This window comes from Singulisphaera chitinilytica (assembly GCF_049331405.1).
In the GTDB taxonomy this organism is placed as follows: Bacteria; Planctomycetota; Planctomycetia; order Isosphaerales; family Isosphaeraceae; genus PoT.
Map to the genome: position 1 here is coordinate 4,223,696 of NZ_CP186274.1, position 15,311 is coordinate 4,239,006.

Here is a 15,311-nt window from a genome sequence, read left to right on the forward strand (position 1 = left end):
CGTCGGCTAAGGTAACGGGATCTAAACATTCGTCGTGGTCTCGACCGCGCCTCCTGGAGTCGCCGCCGCATGAAGGGCTTCGCCGTCCGCCTCCTGCCTTATCTCCTCGCCTTCTTCAGCAGCCTCTGCATCATGATCCTCGAGTTGGTGGCCAGCCGCCTCGTCGCGAATCATGTGGGGGCCTCTCTGACCGTCTGGACCAGCGTGATCGGCATCATGCTCGGTGGAATCTGTCTCGGAAACGTGCTGGGCGGGCGCCTGGCCGACCGGATCGACCCGGGCAAGGCGATCGGCCCCCTCTACGCGATCGGGGCCTTCCTGAGCCTGAGCTGCCTCTGGATGAACGCCATCGTCGGGCTGACCCCGGGCCTGGATTCGATACCCTGGAACCTCCGGACGATGCTCGTCGTCACGCTCGACTTCCTGATCCCGACCACCGTACTCGGCATGATCGGACCGGTCGTGGCGAAGATCGCCGTGGAGCAGGCCAAGCGGGCGGGGAGCGCAATCGGCGACATCTACTTCTTCGGCGCGATCGGCTCGATCGTCGGGACGTTCATCGCCGGCTTCATCCTGATGTACGTCGCCCCGATCTCCACGATCGTCACCCTCGTCGGCGCGGCCCTCGCGCTCCTGTCGGCGGCGATGCTGCGACACAAACTGGGCTCGCTGGTCGGACTACTGGCGGCGGTCTTCCTGGGCCTCAGCTCTGTCCCCTCGGTCGTGCGTTCGGTCCCGGTCCCCGGCCTCACGCTGGCCTCGATCACGGTGAACCCGGTGGCCCTTGTCGGTCACTTCCTCACGCTGGCCCTGGCAATCGTCGGGATCACCCGGCTCCTCGCCGCCAAGCGCGAGGCCGACGCCCTCACCGAAGAAATCGCGGTCGTCGACGACTCGACCGAGATGTCTCGCACGAGCCTGACCGACCTCGCCGTACTCTCGTTCATCGCCAGCCTGACATTCATGGCCCTCGAGATGGTCGCCGGGCGACTGGTACAGCGACACCTCGGGTCGAGCATCTACGGCTGGACGAGCGTGATCGGCGTCCTCCTCGGCGGCTTGAGCTTGGGAAACCTCGTCGGTGGCAAGGTCGCCGACTTCGTAAGGAATGAGAAGCACGCGAGCTGGCTTTTCCTCGCCGCGTCGATCCTGACCCTCTCGGTGCTCCTCCTGGAAACGCCGCCCCACTTGACCGACGAGGGGCTCTTCGACGGCAGCAAGAAATCCATGCTGAGCCGGGCGATCACGCTGAACGAGTTGCAATTGCCTGGGCTGCCCGCCATCCACATGGCGTGGCCTTCCCGCGTGCTGCTTGTCACGATGGTCGTCTTCTTCCTGCCGGCCCTCTCGATGGGGACCGTGAGCCCGGTCGTGGCGAAACTCGCCGTCGAACGCCTGCGTCGGAGCAAGCGGACCGGCACCGCCATCGGCCAGGTCTATGCGTGGGGGATGGTGGGGAGCATCCTGGGGACGTTCCTCTCCGGCTTCGTGCTCATCGACTTCTTCGGGACCAAGGGGCTTCTCCTCGTCCTGGGGACCATCCTCGCCTTCGCTGCCACTGCACTCGGATCGGTGGTCCATGCGGCCTGGGCGGGCATCCCGCTGGGACTCTGCCTGCTCGCTTTCATCCCCTATCCCTGGTTTGAAAAACAGGGGGAAAAGTGGGGCATCCGCGAGAAGATAGGCAACCCTGCTATCACCGAAGATGGATTGGCCTACCTCGACGAGAGCGACTACTACTATATCAAGGTCGAGAATGAACCCGATGCCGAAGGGCAGAAGCGGACCCTGGTCCTCGACAACCTGATCCACGGCTATTTCATCCTCGGCCACCCCGAGCGGCTCGACTACGACTACGAGCATATCTATGCCCTGGTCGCGCACCGAATCGCTCAGGCGAAACAGAAGAAGGCCGCGGGTGAGAAGGCGAACACCAAGGACGCCGACCCCATGAAGACCCTCTTCCTCGGCGGCGGTGCCTACACCTTCCAGCGCTACATGCAGCACACCTTCCCCGGCACGGCTGTCGACGTCGCGGAGATCGACCCGGCGGTCACGAAGGCCAACGAGATCGCTACCGGTCTGCCCAAAGACACGACCATCCAGACTTACTGGGGCGACGCCCGCCAGTTCGTCGAGAAGAACCAGAACAACAAGCAGTACGACCTCATCTTCGGCGATGCGTTCAACGACTTCTCCGTCCCCTGGCACCTCACGACCCAGCAGTTCAACGACAAGCTCGGCAAGATGCTGTCGCCGGACGGCGTCTACATGATCAACATCATCGACGTCTACGAGTCCGACAAGACCGCCAAGCGGAACGCCGAGCGCAGGATCGAGAAGGAGTCGATCAGCTCCGATGAGGCCAAGGCCCGCGTCGAGAAGGAGGCCCTCGCAAAGGCGAGGAATTACGGCGGGTTCCTCGGAGCCTGGGTCAAGACGGCCGAGAAGACCTTCCCCCATGTCTACATCTTCGGCACCGACGAGGTGCCGGGGGCGGGCCTGCGTGAGACGTTCGTGGTGGTCGCCTCGAAGCAACCGCTCGACGACATCCTCAAGGACCTCGGCAGCCGCGACGACGATCCCAAGTTCTTCGAGCGTGACCGACTCTTCGAGCCCAGGCCGTATGGTCCCGAGGACCAGAAGGCCGTCGACCTGCGTTCGCGAGGAATCGTCCTGACCGACGACTACGCCCCGGTCGAGAACCTCCTGGCGCCCGTCGCCGCTACCCGCGGCGACGACTGAGGCCAACTCGACGTGTCATTCCACGCGTCGATGCCCTGACTCCCCTATAATTCGGCCTCGAGACTCGGCGAATGACATTTGCCTTGATCTCGGGGCCGTCTTTATTGAAGGTGGAGTTTTGGAAGCCAGGGCCGGGAATCTAACGCCGGCCGGCTCGCCAGCCCGATCCGCATTCTCTTCGACGAGGACCAGGACATGACCACGCCTCCCCCCGCACGCCCCTGGAAGTTAATCATCCTGGGCTCCGTCCTGGCCTGGGTTCTCTACCTCGCGTTCTTCGGCCCGAAAATTCCAACGGGCGGCGACCTCTCGGCGCCTCGGCTCGACTCGCCAAACGCCATCCGCGAGGCGAACTTCGCCTGGAAGTTGCAAGACCTCGGCGGCGAGACGGTGGAACTGAGCAAATTCCGCGGCAAGACGATCTTCCTGAATATCTGGGCGACCTGGTGCCCGCCTTGCGTGGCGGAGATGCCCTCAATCGCGAACCTGGCCGGAAATTCCAGGCTCAAGGATGTCGCCTTCGTCTGCGTCTCGACCGACGATTCCGCCGAGCCCGTCCGCACCTTCCTGCGCGACAAGCACTGGCCGATGACGATCCTCAGGGCGACGGACATGCCCGACGTGTTCGCGACGGAGGGGATCCCCGCGACGTTCATCATCGCCCCGGATGGCCGGGTCGTCTCGAGCGACGTCGGGTCGGCGGAGTGGGACAACCCGTCCGTGGTCGACTTCCTGGAGAAGCTCACCAAGCTTCAAACCAAGGCCGAGCCGTCCCCGAAAACCGCCGGCTGAGTCTTGCCCTCAGAGTTTGATCTCGACGGCAGCCCCGCCGGCCTCGCTGCTCTTCCTGGCCGCCTCGATGAAGGCCACGATTTCGAGCGTCTCGCGAGGGTCGATGGGCTGCTGTCGAGTCGTGAAAAGCGACACGATCTGCTTGAGCAACTCCCGGTAGATGTACGTCGTCCCCACCCCCTGGGTAGCCACACCCTTGCTGCCGAAGACGGTGAACCCGTAGTCGGCCACGCCGGTGCGGATGCCTCGGACCGAGGCCAACCGCCCATCCGACCAGACGCCGGTCACGACCTCGGCGCCGGGCTCGCTGAGGCAGGTCAGCTTGCGGCAGCCCCCGCCCATCAGGGTGTAGAGCATCTCCACGGGATGAATTCCGTAGTGGAAGAGGCCGGGGTTCCTGGGATGGGTCGGCGCGGGGCCATACGTCGAGACACCGATGATATCTCCCAGGGGCCCCTTCCCTCCCCTGGCCGCCACAACCTCGGGGGCGTAGCGTAGGCTCGAGCTCGACATGATCGGGATATGCTTGCGCTCGGCGATCTCGATCAGGGCCTTGGCGTCGGCGAGGCTGCATGCGAAGGGCTTATCGATGTACGTCGGCATCCCCTTCTCCAGGAACGGCATCGCGCGTTCGAGGTGGACGCTCCCGTCGACCGATTCGATCAGCACCGCATCGATCTTGCCGAAGAGGGCCGCGGGGTCGTCGAGGATCTCGACCCCATACGACTTGAGCTTCTCCGTATTCGGCCCGATCACCGCGGGCGAGATCTCCGAACGCCCCGGCACACCGGCGACGACCTTGGCCCCCTCAACCCACTGGTCTTCGCCGATGTCGACGTGGTTGAACCTCTTGGTGAACTCGACGGCATGGCTGGTGTCGAAGTCGACGATCCCGAGTCGAATCATGGAGTTGCCCTTTTCTTGTCCGATGAGGGTCACGTAACCTGGAAAGGTTGAGGCCGTTGATCCGAATCAAGGCGATCTTAGAAGATCATCCGACTCACGCCAACCCGCAGGCCTCGCCTGAAATCGATGCCGGAACTTCGCGAATTCAAGGCATCCTCAAGTCTTCATGATAGTGAAGATGCCCCCGATGATCATCAACACGAGGACGACCGCGAGCAAGGTGACGAGGATCTTGACCAGGAGGCTGGTCCGATAGAAGACATGGGGGGTCAGCTTGATGACTTCTCGATATTCGGGGGAGAAGACGACCTTCCCCTTGGACGAGAGCAGCAAATAGAGCGTGTAGATCGACAGGCCCATCGAGATCGGATGGATTGAAATCACGCCGAATGAGCACGCGATGATCTCCAGCCGACGTGCCCAGGGTTCGAACCGGCGAATCCCTCTCCCGACGATAAAAAAGAAGATTCCGAACGAAAGCAAGACTATTCCAACAGGTAAGAGGAGGGCATCATTCCGGCCCTCGGTATTAACCTGATTCCGAGAGAAAAGGGCCACCGAGCCGATAACGCTGGTCAAGCTCCCGAAAAGGATCCAAAGAATCGCCCCGAACAACATCAAATTCCCGATGCTCTTGATCGACGATTCATGCCTGAGATGGATGCGACGAATGGCCTCTGCCGAAGTGGGGTCGAGGTCCATGACTTCGGGCAAGGCGATGCCTTCGACCTTGGGAGCTTCGTAGGGGTTGATCGGCACTTCATCCGGAGCGGGAGGGAACATCGAGCTCATATCGTCGCTTCTTACCTTCAGGTTATTGATAGGCAATTATGCCCGAATTTCTTCGATTGAGATGTTAGTCCGACTAATATCATCGTTCGAAGGATTATTTGCGCGATTGGAGCCAGCCAGACTCGAACACGAACGCATCGGATCACGGCAGGGATCAAAGCAGGTGCCGGGCCTTGATCTGCAGGTAGCGGTTGATCAGGGGTGCCGTGAGGTCGTCGGGGAACGTGTCCAGGGTCAACGCCCCTCGATGTCGGAGGCCCACGAGGACGCGTTCACGCCAGTTGAGCATGGCGGCGGCCGCCGCGCCGGTGTAGAGCCCAGGGCCCTGGTCGGGTGCCTGATCGGCCATGTTGAAGATATCCTGATCCCTCAAAAAGACGCCTAGCGGTAAATGCCGGCCCACCATGTTCACGAGGTGGTCGGAGACGATGTCGGCGTTCACATCGTCGAAGATGTTGGTCATCAGGATGATCAACGAACGCTTGCGACAGCGTTTCTCGAGCTCGACGAAAGCCCGGTCATAACGAGGCTCGACGATCTCGGGGAAGATGTTATGGACGCTATGGACCAGGCGACGGACCTTCTTGGCCCCGCCCGAGGGAGGGACGTAGGTCAAAAGCCGATCGGAGAACGCGAGCAGGCCGACCTGATCTCCTCGGATCAGGGCGACGTGGGCGAGCATGAGCATCGCATTGAAGGCGTGATCGAGCGGGGAGAAGCCTCCGCCGGTGTCCCCAGCCATCATGCGGCCGCAGTCGATCAGGAAGATCAGACGCTGGCTCTGGTTGGTCTGGTGGGCGCGGACGGTCAGCTTGCGCCGGCGTGCCGTGGCCCTCCAGTCCATGTGGCGAGGCTCGTCGCCGTCGGTGTAGTCGCGGAGCCGCTCGAACTCGTTGTCCGTCCCGAGCCGCCGCGACCGCCTCATCCCCAGCGTGCTCAGCTTATCGCGCTGTGCCAGCAAGGTGTACTGGGCGATCTGCCGGATATCGGGATAGACGCGGATCACGGTTTCGGCTTCGAACGCCGCGGAACGCTGCCAGAATCCGAGGCGGCTGTCGATCAGGGCGAAGACCGACTTCATGGTGTACGTGCCACGACGCTTCGGCGTTGCGGTGTAGGTGACGGCGGCGTGCCCTCCCCTCGGGATGCGCAGGAGGAACTCGCTCGGTTCGGCGTCGAAGGTCTCGGGGAAGTCGTCCTTCACCCGCATCAAACGCCCGCGTGTCCCCAGGGATTCGATCTTGAGCTCGATCTTCTGGGGTTCGCCGATCGAGCCGACGCTGGAGCAATGTCGCTCGGCACGAAACCTGGTCGCACCCATGAGGGTCGTGAGGTCGAGCAAGACGGCGAATCCGATCAGGACATCGACCGTGATGACGACGATGCTCAGGACGTCGGAGATGAACAGGAACAACGACAGGAGCGCCGGGAGGAGCAGCACCCTGGCCATCGTTCGGCCCGGCCAGATCATCGGAGGGGGACCTCCACCGATCGGACCAGTTCCAGCAGCAATTCATCGGCACCCTGGCCTTCTACCTCGGCCTCGGGGGTCAGCATCACGCGGTGTCGCAAGGCGGGGAGGATCACGGCCTGTACGTCGTCGGGGAGGACGAAGTCACGACCTTCGAGCGCGGCGACCGCCCTGGCCCCTCGCAGTACGGCGACCCCGGCGCGAGGCGAGGCGCCGAGTGTGAATGTGGGCCACTGGCGGGTCTTGCGGACGAGCGTGGCGATGTATCCGAGGATATGTTCATCTACCAGGACGCTACTGCAGAGTTGCTGCATCGCCAGCACCTCATCGGGGCTGGTGACGGTCTGGAGGTCGGTCGCGAACTTGACCTCGAGCCCCTGGGCTTGCGTGTGCAGGCGCAGGATGTTCGTCTCTTCTTCGAGGCTCGGATAGGCGGCGATGAGCTTGAAGAGGAAGCGGTCGAGCTGGGCCTCGGGGAGGTTGTAAGTCCCTTCCGACTCGATCGGGTTTTGCGTGGCCATCACGAGGAACGGCGGCTCGATCGCGTGATTCACGCCGTCTACCGTGACGTGTCGCTCCTGCATGATCTCCAGGAGCGCCGAGTGCGTCTTGGCCGGGGCGCGGTTGATCTCGTCGGCGAGGAGCAACTGGGTGAAGACCGGGCCGGGCCGGAATCGGAAGTCATGGATCTTCTCGTCGTAGATGGGGGAGCCGGTGACGTCCGAGGGCATGAGGTCAGGTGTGAACTGGATCCGGCTGAACTCGCAGCCCAGGATCCGGCCGAAGGCGCGGACGAGGAGCGTCTTGCCCAGGCCGGGGACGCTCTCGATCAGGACGTGCCCCTCGGCGAGGAGCGCGGCGAGGACGCCCTGGACCAGGTCTCGCTGGCCGACGAACACCTTGTTGAGTTCGGCGGACACGCGCAGGGACCATTCCCGGACGGGGCTCGCATTCGACCCGGACGGCTCGGCCTCGATGTTGGGTTCAGTCGCCTCGGCCGGCTCGGACGCATCGATCGCCTCGGGGATCGACGTCAATTCCCTGGGGAGGAGCGACTCGGGTTCGGGGGGTGGATCGAAGTCATTCATACGAGGGCGACTCGGGTTTGGGGAGCGGCTCTGGAGGAGCCTGATTCTTACGCGGGGAGTTCGACGCGAGCCGCCAACGCCGATAGGCATCGAGGACCACCAGGGCCTCGCTCGGCCTCCGGACGCGGGCCAACAGCGCCCCCAAGGCCTCGGGATGTGCCGAGGGCCGGTCTTCTCCGGAGGTTGGGGCCGAGCGGGCGCGGCCCAATCTGGGCGCCCTCGCCAGGCAAGCGATCAAACCCATGAGCATCAATTGGGCGACGACCCAGCCGAAGGGATAGATCCAGAGCAATGCGAAGACGGACGGGCTCGAGGCCCCCGCGCCCGCCACGGACCTACCCTCCACGAACGCCACGTTCGAGGCGTCGGTGCCCAACCAGTAGACGACATCCATGGCGAGCGGAATCCTCGCCTCGTTCAGCAGCGTGGCGTTCAGGAGGAACGAACCATTGGCCACGACGAGAACCTGGCTATCACTGGTGGTCATCCATTCGATGGCCAGGGGGAAGTCGTCCCCAGAGAGGAGGATGCTCTCGCTGTCGACCTTCAAGGTCTGGTGACGCGTGATGGCGAGGGCCTTGGCGTCGAGAACTTCACCCCAGGGCCCTCCGAGCGTCTTGCAAACCTCAGGCGCTCCGTTCGTCGCGGCGACGGCGAACCACTCCTCGGGCGTGGCCACGTCCTTCCGGATAGGCGGCAGGGACTTGTACCAGTCGCGAGCCTCGTCGCGGTTCTTCGTCGCGGTTTCCTTGCGCTTTTCGCTCGTGCCCGCGGGCAGGTGCTTGAGGACTTCATCCCAGTATTCGGCCGTCGCGACGAAGTCCGAGGGCACGTAGATCAGGCGCCGGCCCGCTCCCCCATTCAGCCACCGGTGATACCAGTCGGCCTCCTCCTTGAGGGGAGGACCCGGGAAGGGCGCGAAGCGCACGATGACATCGGACCAATCACTCAGTTCGTCAGAGAGTCGAAAGGCCGTCCGGACCTCATGACCTTCTTCGCGGAGTAATTCGGCGAAGGTCCCGGTCCCATTCACGCTCTGGCCCCGGACGCGACCATAGTTCGTATCGAGCATACCCCCGCCGCAACCGACCAGGGCCAGGAGGCCGAGGATCGGGAGGCCGCGACAGAGCAAGATCCCGAGGCGGCCTTGCATCAGGAGACGCCCCTTTCGCTGGCGCTTCGTTGCAGCGAGTCAGCCGAGGTCCAGGCCTCCTCGAAGGCTTCGCGAGACGGGGGGCGATGCCCGTAGTAAGCGGCTTCGAACAGTCGAAGGCTCGGCTCGATCCAAACCTGATATCGGCTGTCGGTGATCGAGCGGACGATCTGACGGGCCGTCTTTCCCGGGGTGAGGTTCACCATCCGGAGCCGATCCAGGATCAGGAGTTGGTGAGCGAAGAGGTAGACCACCGCGCCCGAGTAATCGCCCAGGGATCGCCTGCGGTTGGCTTCGGTCCAGTAGTCGATGACCTCGTGCGGGATCCCGGAGGGCAACCCCTCGATCATCGCGAGGCTGACGCCGGGTTTCGGCCTCGGCTCCTGACTCCAGTCCACGTCGCGCGAGTAATACCAGGCCAGCCAGAGGATCACGAGGAATACGATCCCGATGAACAGGATGAGGACGAGGTTGAAATCCAGGTTGAATCGCATCGACCTCGGGATATTCGACAGGAGCCTGCCGAACCATCCAAAGATCCTGCCTACCCAGCCGAAATTCCTCTTCCACCAGTCGAACGACCATTCCTCGGCGGGCCAGATGGGCTTCGCCGTGTGGGACTTGGAGTCATACCAGGGATATTCGTTCTTGCTGAGCGCCGAGCGGATCCCATCGACCTGGGAGTCGGGAGCGTCCGCGTCCTGGCACGTCGCAGCAAATGCCAGCGTCAGTATTATCGTCGCGAGGCTCACCATCGCCGATCGGCCTCCAACGCGCGTCCCGCCGAGCGGAGCCGCAACTCGAGTTCCCAGCCCTCGAGGCGGATCCGACGGTCGAGGTAGGTCAAGAATCGCACCACGGCGAAGAAGGAGATTGCCAGCCAGACCGCGAAGTGCATGCGGATGTCGAGCATGTCTTTCGTTTGGGGATCCCAGGTCGTTTCGTTGCTGAAGAGGACCTGGAGGATAGCCCCTGTCCCCGCCCAGAAACCCAGCACGAACAGGCCCCCGAAGAAGAATTGGCCCAACCATTGACCGAAGAGGTCGCCGCCGCAATCCTCGGAGAGATTCGCCGACCGTCGATAGACCGCCCGCCAGCGCCCTCGCTCGAGCAAGGCCACTTCATTCACGAATCCAAACCTGATCGGCACGATGATGTAGAACAGGAAGAAACTCATCAGGAGGATTCGCGCCATGAACTGCAGGAAGAACATCGGGACGAAGGCGCGCGAGAGGGCTTTCGACACCTGGGGGACGCCCGGCCTTTCTCCGAACATCATGCCTCCGAGGACCACGGTGAGCGGGGCCGTCGCCCAGGGGGCCTCGACCGCGAACATGAAAGGCAGCAGGAACGCGGGGAATTCCGGGAGGGACGCGAGCCAGGTGTTGAGCGCCGCGAAGGGGGCCACACCAAGCAAGGCCGTCAGGCCTAACGTCAGCGGGCGCTCGCGGACCACCATCAAGGCGAGGTCGAGGAGGTCGAGAAACGAGCGTTCCTTGATTTGGACCCAGGTCTGGTGAACGGCCAAGTACACGACTCCAGGATCAGGACATCGAGAGCGCGGTCCGGGACGAGATCGCGGGGGCGTTGCCCTCGGTCGGATTTTCGACGGTCCGGCCGCCCAGGGCAAGATAGGCGACCAGGACTACGGCACTGCCGATCGCCACGAGGGCCTTGTAGATGTATTCGAGCGAGGACGCGGAGACGTAGCCCTCGATGAACGCGGCGAACACGAACAGGACGACCGACGTCGACACGACCGGGAGCGCGTTCTTCGCCTCGCGATGCAAGGAGGCGACCCGGGTCTCCCCCTTCGTCTCGATCAGGCCGTAGCCGAGACGCATTCCCGCCGCCCCTGCCAGGACGATCGCCGTGAGTTCGAATGGGGCGTGCGCCGTCACGAAGGTGTAGAAATTCGAGGCGGCCGAGGTCGTCGCCATGTACCCGAAGACCGTGCCCAGGAGGAGGGCGTTCGATGCGAGTTCGTAGATGCTCCCGAGCCCGAAGAGAAGCCCCCCGGCGAAGCACCTCAACCCGATCGACGTATTGTGCTGGATGTAGAACCCGGCCATCATCGAATCGTCGCGTGTCATCCCATCCTTCCGCTCGCCCTTGAGCGGTTGCTCATACATGTTCTCCATCTCTTCGATGGACGACTCGGGGAGCACTCGCCTGGCGAAATCCGGCTGACCGGCCGCGAGCAAAGCGCAAAGAATGAATCCGCCGTAGAAGATCATCGCCGAGATCTTGACCGCCGGGTCACTTCTGAGGATGCGCGGCGCCCGGTTGAAGAGGACGAATCCCCAGTCCTTGAACCGGAAACCCTTGGCCCGATAGACGGCGTTGTGGGCCCGACCCACCAAGGCATGAAGATAGGTAATCGTGTCCCGGGGCAGGTCGTGGGCCTCGGCCAGCATGAGGTCGGTGCATGCGGAGCGATAGAGTTCGCCGAGGCGAAGGATGAGCGCCGACCGTTGCGACCTGGGGACTTTCCGACTGGAGAGATTCTCCAGGATCTCGTCCAACTCTCGCCAGGAGCCCTCGCGTTGCGCCAGCCGATCGGCAACCCGCATCGTCACTCTCCGAGGAAGACCCGATGGTAGACCGCGCAGACGACCTCATCGGCCGAGGTCGCGGGCGGGAGGTTGTATCGGCGGCGGAGGGGTCGAGCCAGGTGCTCGGCCATCTCGTCGCGCCTGGCCTTGCCGAAGCGGGCGCGACGCCGGACATAGTCCGAGAGGGCCTTGGCGACTTCCGATCCCGCCTCGATTCGGAGCGGGAGCAATGGCAGGACGTTCGCCACGCTCTTGTCCTCGATCCGGATCACGCCCGTGCGACGTTGGCTGCGCTCGACCACCACCATCGTCCCGGCGGCGAGATCTCCCAGGCGCTGAAACTTGCGGGTCAGCATCATGCTCGTCAGGCCGAACATGAGGGCCATCGCCGAGAGGTCGGGCCGGACGAAGTAGGGGACCGTCCCGTCGAGCGAGCCGACGAGGTTGCGGAGGATCGCCTGGGCCGGCGTGATCGGGACGCCGTTATCCGAGACGACGCGGATCCCCAGGGCCTTCTTCCCCAGGGTCTGCCCATTCATGAAGAGTTCGCAGGCGCCCCGATAGCCCCACATGATCACGAAGTAGGCGATGAAGATCGGCCCCAGGCCCGACCCGGCGCTGAGGGCTGACGAGAGTAGCAGTAAGACCACAGAGACGATGGCGATCAGGAGGAAGACGACTGCGACGTCGATCAGGTAGGCGAAATAGCGTCGGAAAGGACCGGCCAGCGGGTACTCGAACATGATCCGCTCGGGCGTCACGAGCCGGACGTGAGTGTCGAGGGGTATCTCGAAACGCGGCTTGGCTGCCGTGGCCATCGACGGTGAACGCCCTCAGCAGATGATGGATGAGCTTCCACGCCGCCTCGGCCATGCGGAGCCAGCGTCATGCAATGCATGCTACCCGAGCGTCGCCGGCAAAGCAATCGACCTCAAGACTCGCTCGAGGAGGCCAACCGGCCTCGGCCATCGAGGCGATCGGTTCCATACGTGTCATGCAACAAGACGAGGAGAGGACGGAGCGTCTAGAGATCGGCGGAGAGGGAGATCGACCATCGTGACGATGGAAGGTGCGTGATCTTGCAATCAACGCTTTTGCATACGCTGGATCACGATGCGAGGGTCGCTGGCGGTATTGTCGAACATGGTGACGACCGGGGTCTGTTCGCGGATCTTGTCGATGAAGCCCGTGGTCGCTTTCTGCAGCTTGTTGGAATGGATCGAGTTCCGGATCTTGCGCTGGATCTCGGCATCCGCGAAGGAGGCGGGGCCGGCCGCTCGCCGGGATTCGACCACAACGATGTGCAGGCTCTCGGGCGTCTCGATGATCTGGCTGATCTGGCCTGGCCTCAACTTCTCCAGGGCCTCGTTGACCGGGGCAATGGCGTAACTCCCCGGCGAGGTCTCCCAGAGTCCCCCCTCCTTGCTATTCGGCCCCTGGCTCTCGGCCTGGGCGACCTTGGCGAAGGGCTCCCCCTTGCTCAGCCGGGCCATCAGGGACAGGGCCTTCTTCCTGGACTCGACCGGGCCCCCCGACTTCCTGAAATCGACGACGATCTCACGCCAGGACACCATGGCCGGCTGGTCGAAATCCTTGAGATGCTCGTTATAGTATTCGCGCATTTCGGGAAGGGACACGGATAACTTATTCGAGAGCTTATTCTGAATGAACGATTTCGCTACGAAACCACGGAGGTAATTGTCATGCATGCGATCGAGGGACTCACCCTTTTCTTCGAGCTTCTTCTTGAGCTCATAGACATTGGCCGAGGCCGTCTTCTTGATCATGGGTTCCACTTCTTCTTCATTCCAGTATTTTTCGGCAAATCCCATTAACATTTGCATTTGCTTAGGATTTTTTAATTCACGCTTGGCTTCCTGAAACAGCATGCTTTCTTCGATCATCTCCGCCATGACGGCCGCGGCCACCATGTTGAGCTGCTCGCGACTGGGCTGCTGACCCGGGTAGCGGCGGAGCTTCTGCTTGACGCCGAGCGTGAGTTCGTGGAGCGTGATGACCTCGTCACCGACCCTCGCGGCGACCTTGCCCGCCTCGAGCAGGTCTGACGCGCCGAGCCTCGACTGGAGCATCGTGGCGCTGTTGGACGTCGTCTGGACGTTCGTATCGATGGGCGCGGCCGAAGAATTCGGAGCCCCGATGGGGGCTCCGACATTCACTGCGGCCGACTTGGTCCCCACCGAGGTCTTCGGCAGGGTGACGGGCCTGGTCGTGGGCTTTGGCGTCGATGGCCGGATCGAGGCCGGCACGATCGGCGGGCGAACGCTCGACTTGGGAGCACTGGCGGAAGGGTTGACCACCGGGGGCGGCACCATTTCCTTCGAGTCCGAGCCGGGTGCGGAGAGGGGCGGCAGGTCGGGCAAGGTTGGCTCGTCCGACGCGGCGGGAGCGGGGGCCGCGACTGCCGGCGCCGGGATCGGCGACGCAGGGGCCTCGGTCGGCATCGGCTGCGGGTTCGAAGCCGGGATGGCGAGCGGATCGGAAGCGCCGGGAATCGTGGCATCCGGCCCCGCCGTCTCGGGCCCGGTCGGGGGCAGTTCGATCGGACCAGGCTCGCCCGGGACCAAGGCGGAAGACTCGGCACCCGAAGGAGCGAGCGGCTTATCCACCTGGGCGGGGACCACATCCGGGGACGTGGGCGGAAGCTCGATCGCCGAAGAGTCCCCCGAAGCAGGCGCCGCGGCGGAAGCGGGCGGAGCCTCGATGGCCGGTGGAGTCGTCTCGGCCGGGGCCGGAGCGGGGGAAGCCGCCGGGACTTCGGCGGGAGCCGGGGCCGGAGAGGGCGAGGCAGCCGGAGCTTCGGTGGCGGTGGGCGTTTCCTGGGGCAAGGCCGGGGCGGTAGATTCGGAGGACGGGGTGGCCTCCATCACGTCCTTCGGCACGGCCAGGTCGGCGCCAGGCGCATTGAGATCGGGCGTCGGGGCGATGGGAGTGGCCTCGGCGGCCGGGGCTTCAGCGGGAGCCGTCGCGGCCGGTTCGGCGGGCATCGCCGGGGCGACTTCCTCGGCCGCGGGGGCCGCCGGAGTCGGCGATTCCGTCGCAGGAAGGACAGCCTCGGGGGTCGCACCCGCTTCCGCCGAATTCGCCTCGGAGGCAGCGGCGGGAGCCGCAGGCTCCTCGGTGGCGGCAGGGACGCTCGGGATCGGCTCATCCTTGACGGACGAGGCGATCTCGGCTTCGGGCTGCGCCGTCGGGGCCGGCTGCGGCTCGGCGGTGGCGGCCGCTTCTGCCGGCATCGGAGACGCCGGCGCGGGCTGCGTCGGCTGAGCCTCGGCAGTCTGGGTCGGCACGGGGATGGCAGGGACGCCAGGATAGGGCTGGTTCGCCCTCCCGACGACGTTAGACGGCAGGGTGGCCGGATCGACGTTGGCGTTGTCCTTGACAATCGCCTCGTGGATCGACGGGATCGGGCTCAGGCCGACCGGCCCGACTCCCTGACCCGGTCCGGCAGGTGGATTGGTCGCCGAACGATCCTGTGCGCAGCCCACCAGGGCTAGGCCGATCAGTCCGGCGACGACATGACGGTTCATGGATATTCTCCGTCCTTGGAGATCGAGATCTGTCGTGACGCAGAGCGCTTAGCCTTCCTAGCTTACCGCCTGGGTCCGTTCGTTTGTTCGAAGCGAACCACGCCATTCTGGAGTTATCGGTCGGCGCGGATTCTTATGTCCAGCCAAGGTGAGATGAGGTCGGACAAATTACCCACGACACAGGGTCGTCGCAAGTCCGAAACTTGCAATCGTACGGGTCGACCCAGAAATCGGGTCCACATGCGCATGACGTGTCCAACC

Annotated in this window: 12 protein-coding genes; 2 read left to right on the plus strand and 10 right to left on the minus strand. The window is 63.8% G+C overall.

The window, feature by feature from the left end; genetic code table 11:
* The first annotated feature begins 69 nt into the window (after positions 1–69).
* Positions 70–2,745, plus strand: a complete 2,676-nt coding sequence (locus tag ACOYYX_RS16880; RefSeq protein WP_422931081.1) for a fused MFS/spermidine synthase — start codon at positions 70–72, stop codon at positions 2,743–2,745.
* Between the two features lie 195 nt (positions 2,746–2,940).
* Positions 2,941–3,537, plus strand: coding sequence for a TlpA family protein disulfide reductase (locus ACOYYX_RS16885; RefSeq protein WP_422931082.1), 597 nt, complete (start codon positions 2,941–2,943; stop codon positions 3,535–3,537).
* A 9-nt stretch (positions 3,538–3,546) separates the two neighbouring features.
* Here ACOYYX_RS16885 and ACOYYX_RS16890 read toward each other — a convergent pair whose 3' ends face one another.
* From ACOYYX_RS16890 to ACOYYX_RS16935, 10 genes are all read right to left on the minus strand, one after another.
* Positions 3,547–4,443, minus strand: a complete 897-nt coding sequence (locus tag ACOYYX_RS16890; protein WP_422931083.1) for a Gfo/Idh/MocA family protein — start codon at positions 4,441–4,443, stop codon at positions 3,547–3,549.
* A gap of 156 nt (positions 4,444–4,599) precedes the next feature.
* On the minus strand, positions 4,600–4,827 hold the full coding sequence (locus ACOYYX_RS16895; protein ID WP_422931084.1) for a hypothetical protein: 228 nt from the start codon (positions 4,825–4,827) through the stop codon (positions 4,600–4,602).
* A 562-nt stretch (positions 4,828–5,389) separates the two neighbouring features.
* Complete coding sequence (locus ACOYYX_RS16900) at positions 5,390–6,706, minus strand: DUF58 domain-containing protein (RefSeq protein ID WP_422931085.1); 1,317 nt, start codon at positions 6,704–6,706, stop codon at positions 5,390–5,392.
* A complete protein-coding gene (locus tag ACOYYX_RS16905) occupies positions 6,703–7,794 on the minus strand; it encodes an AAA family ATPase (protein ID WP_422931086.1) in 1,092 nt (363 codons plus the stop codon). The genes ACOYYX_RS16900 and ACOYYX_RS16905 overlap by 4 nt, the downstream gene beginning before the upstream one ends.
* Positions 7,787–8,947 carry a hypothetical protein gene (locus tag ACOYYX_RS16910; protein ID WP_422931087.1) on the minus strand — a complete coding sequence of 387 codons (1,161 nt, stop codon included), beginning with the start codon at positions 8,945–8,947 and terminating at the stop codon, positions 7,787–7,789. Before ACOYYX_RS16910 ends, ACOYYX_RS16905 begins: the two co-directional genes overlap by 8 nt.
* A complete protein-coding gene (locus ACOYYX_RS16915) occupies positions 8,947–9,702 on the minus strand; it encodes a DUF4129 domain-containing protein (RefSeq protein WP_422931088.1) in 756 nt (251 codons plus the stop codon). Before ACOYYX_RS16915 ends, ACOYYX_RS16910 begins: the two co-directional genes overlap by 1 nt.
* Entirely contained in the window at positions 9,696–10,475 is a 780-nt protein-coding gene (locus ACOYYX_RS16920) for a hypothetical protein (RefSeq protein WP_422931089.1), read from the minus strand. The genes ACOYYX_RS16915 and ACOYYX_RS16920 overlap by 7 nt, the downstream gene beginning before the upstream one ends.
* 16 nt (positions 10,476–10,491) lie before the next feature.
* Positions 10,492–11,520 (minus strand): stage II sporulation protein M, encoded by a 1,029-nt coding sequence (locus ACOYYX_RS16925; RefSeq protein ID WP_422931090.1) that lies wholly within the window; start codon positions 11,518–11,520, stop codon positions 10,492–10,494.
* Positions 11,521–11,522: 2 nt separating this feature from the next.
* Positions 11,523–12,320: an RDD family protein gene (locus ACOYYX_RS16930; RefSeq protein WP_422931091.1), complete on the minus strand. Its 798-nt coding sequence runs from the start codon at positions 12,318–12,320 to the stop codon at positions 11,523–11,525.
* A 267-nt stretch (positions 12,321–12,587) separates the two neighbouring features.
* Positions 12,588–15,050, minus strand: a complete 2,463-nt coding sequence (locus ACOYYX_RS16935) for a peptidyl-prolyl cis-trans isomerase (RefSeq protein ID WP_422931092.1) — start codon at positions 15,048–15,050, stop codon at positions 12,588–12,590.
* Positions 15,051–15,311 lie beyond the last annotated feature (261 nt).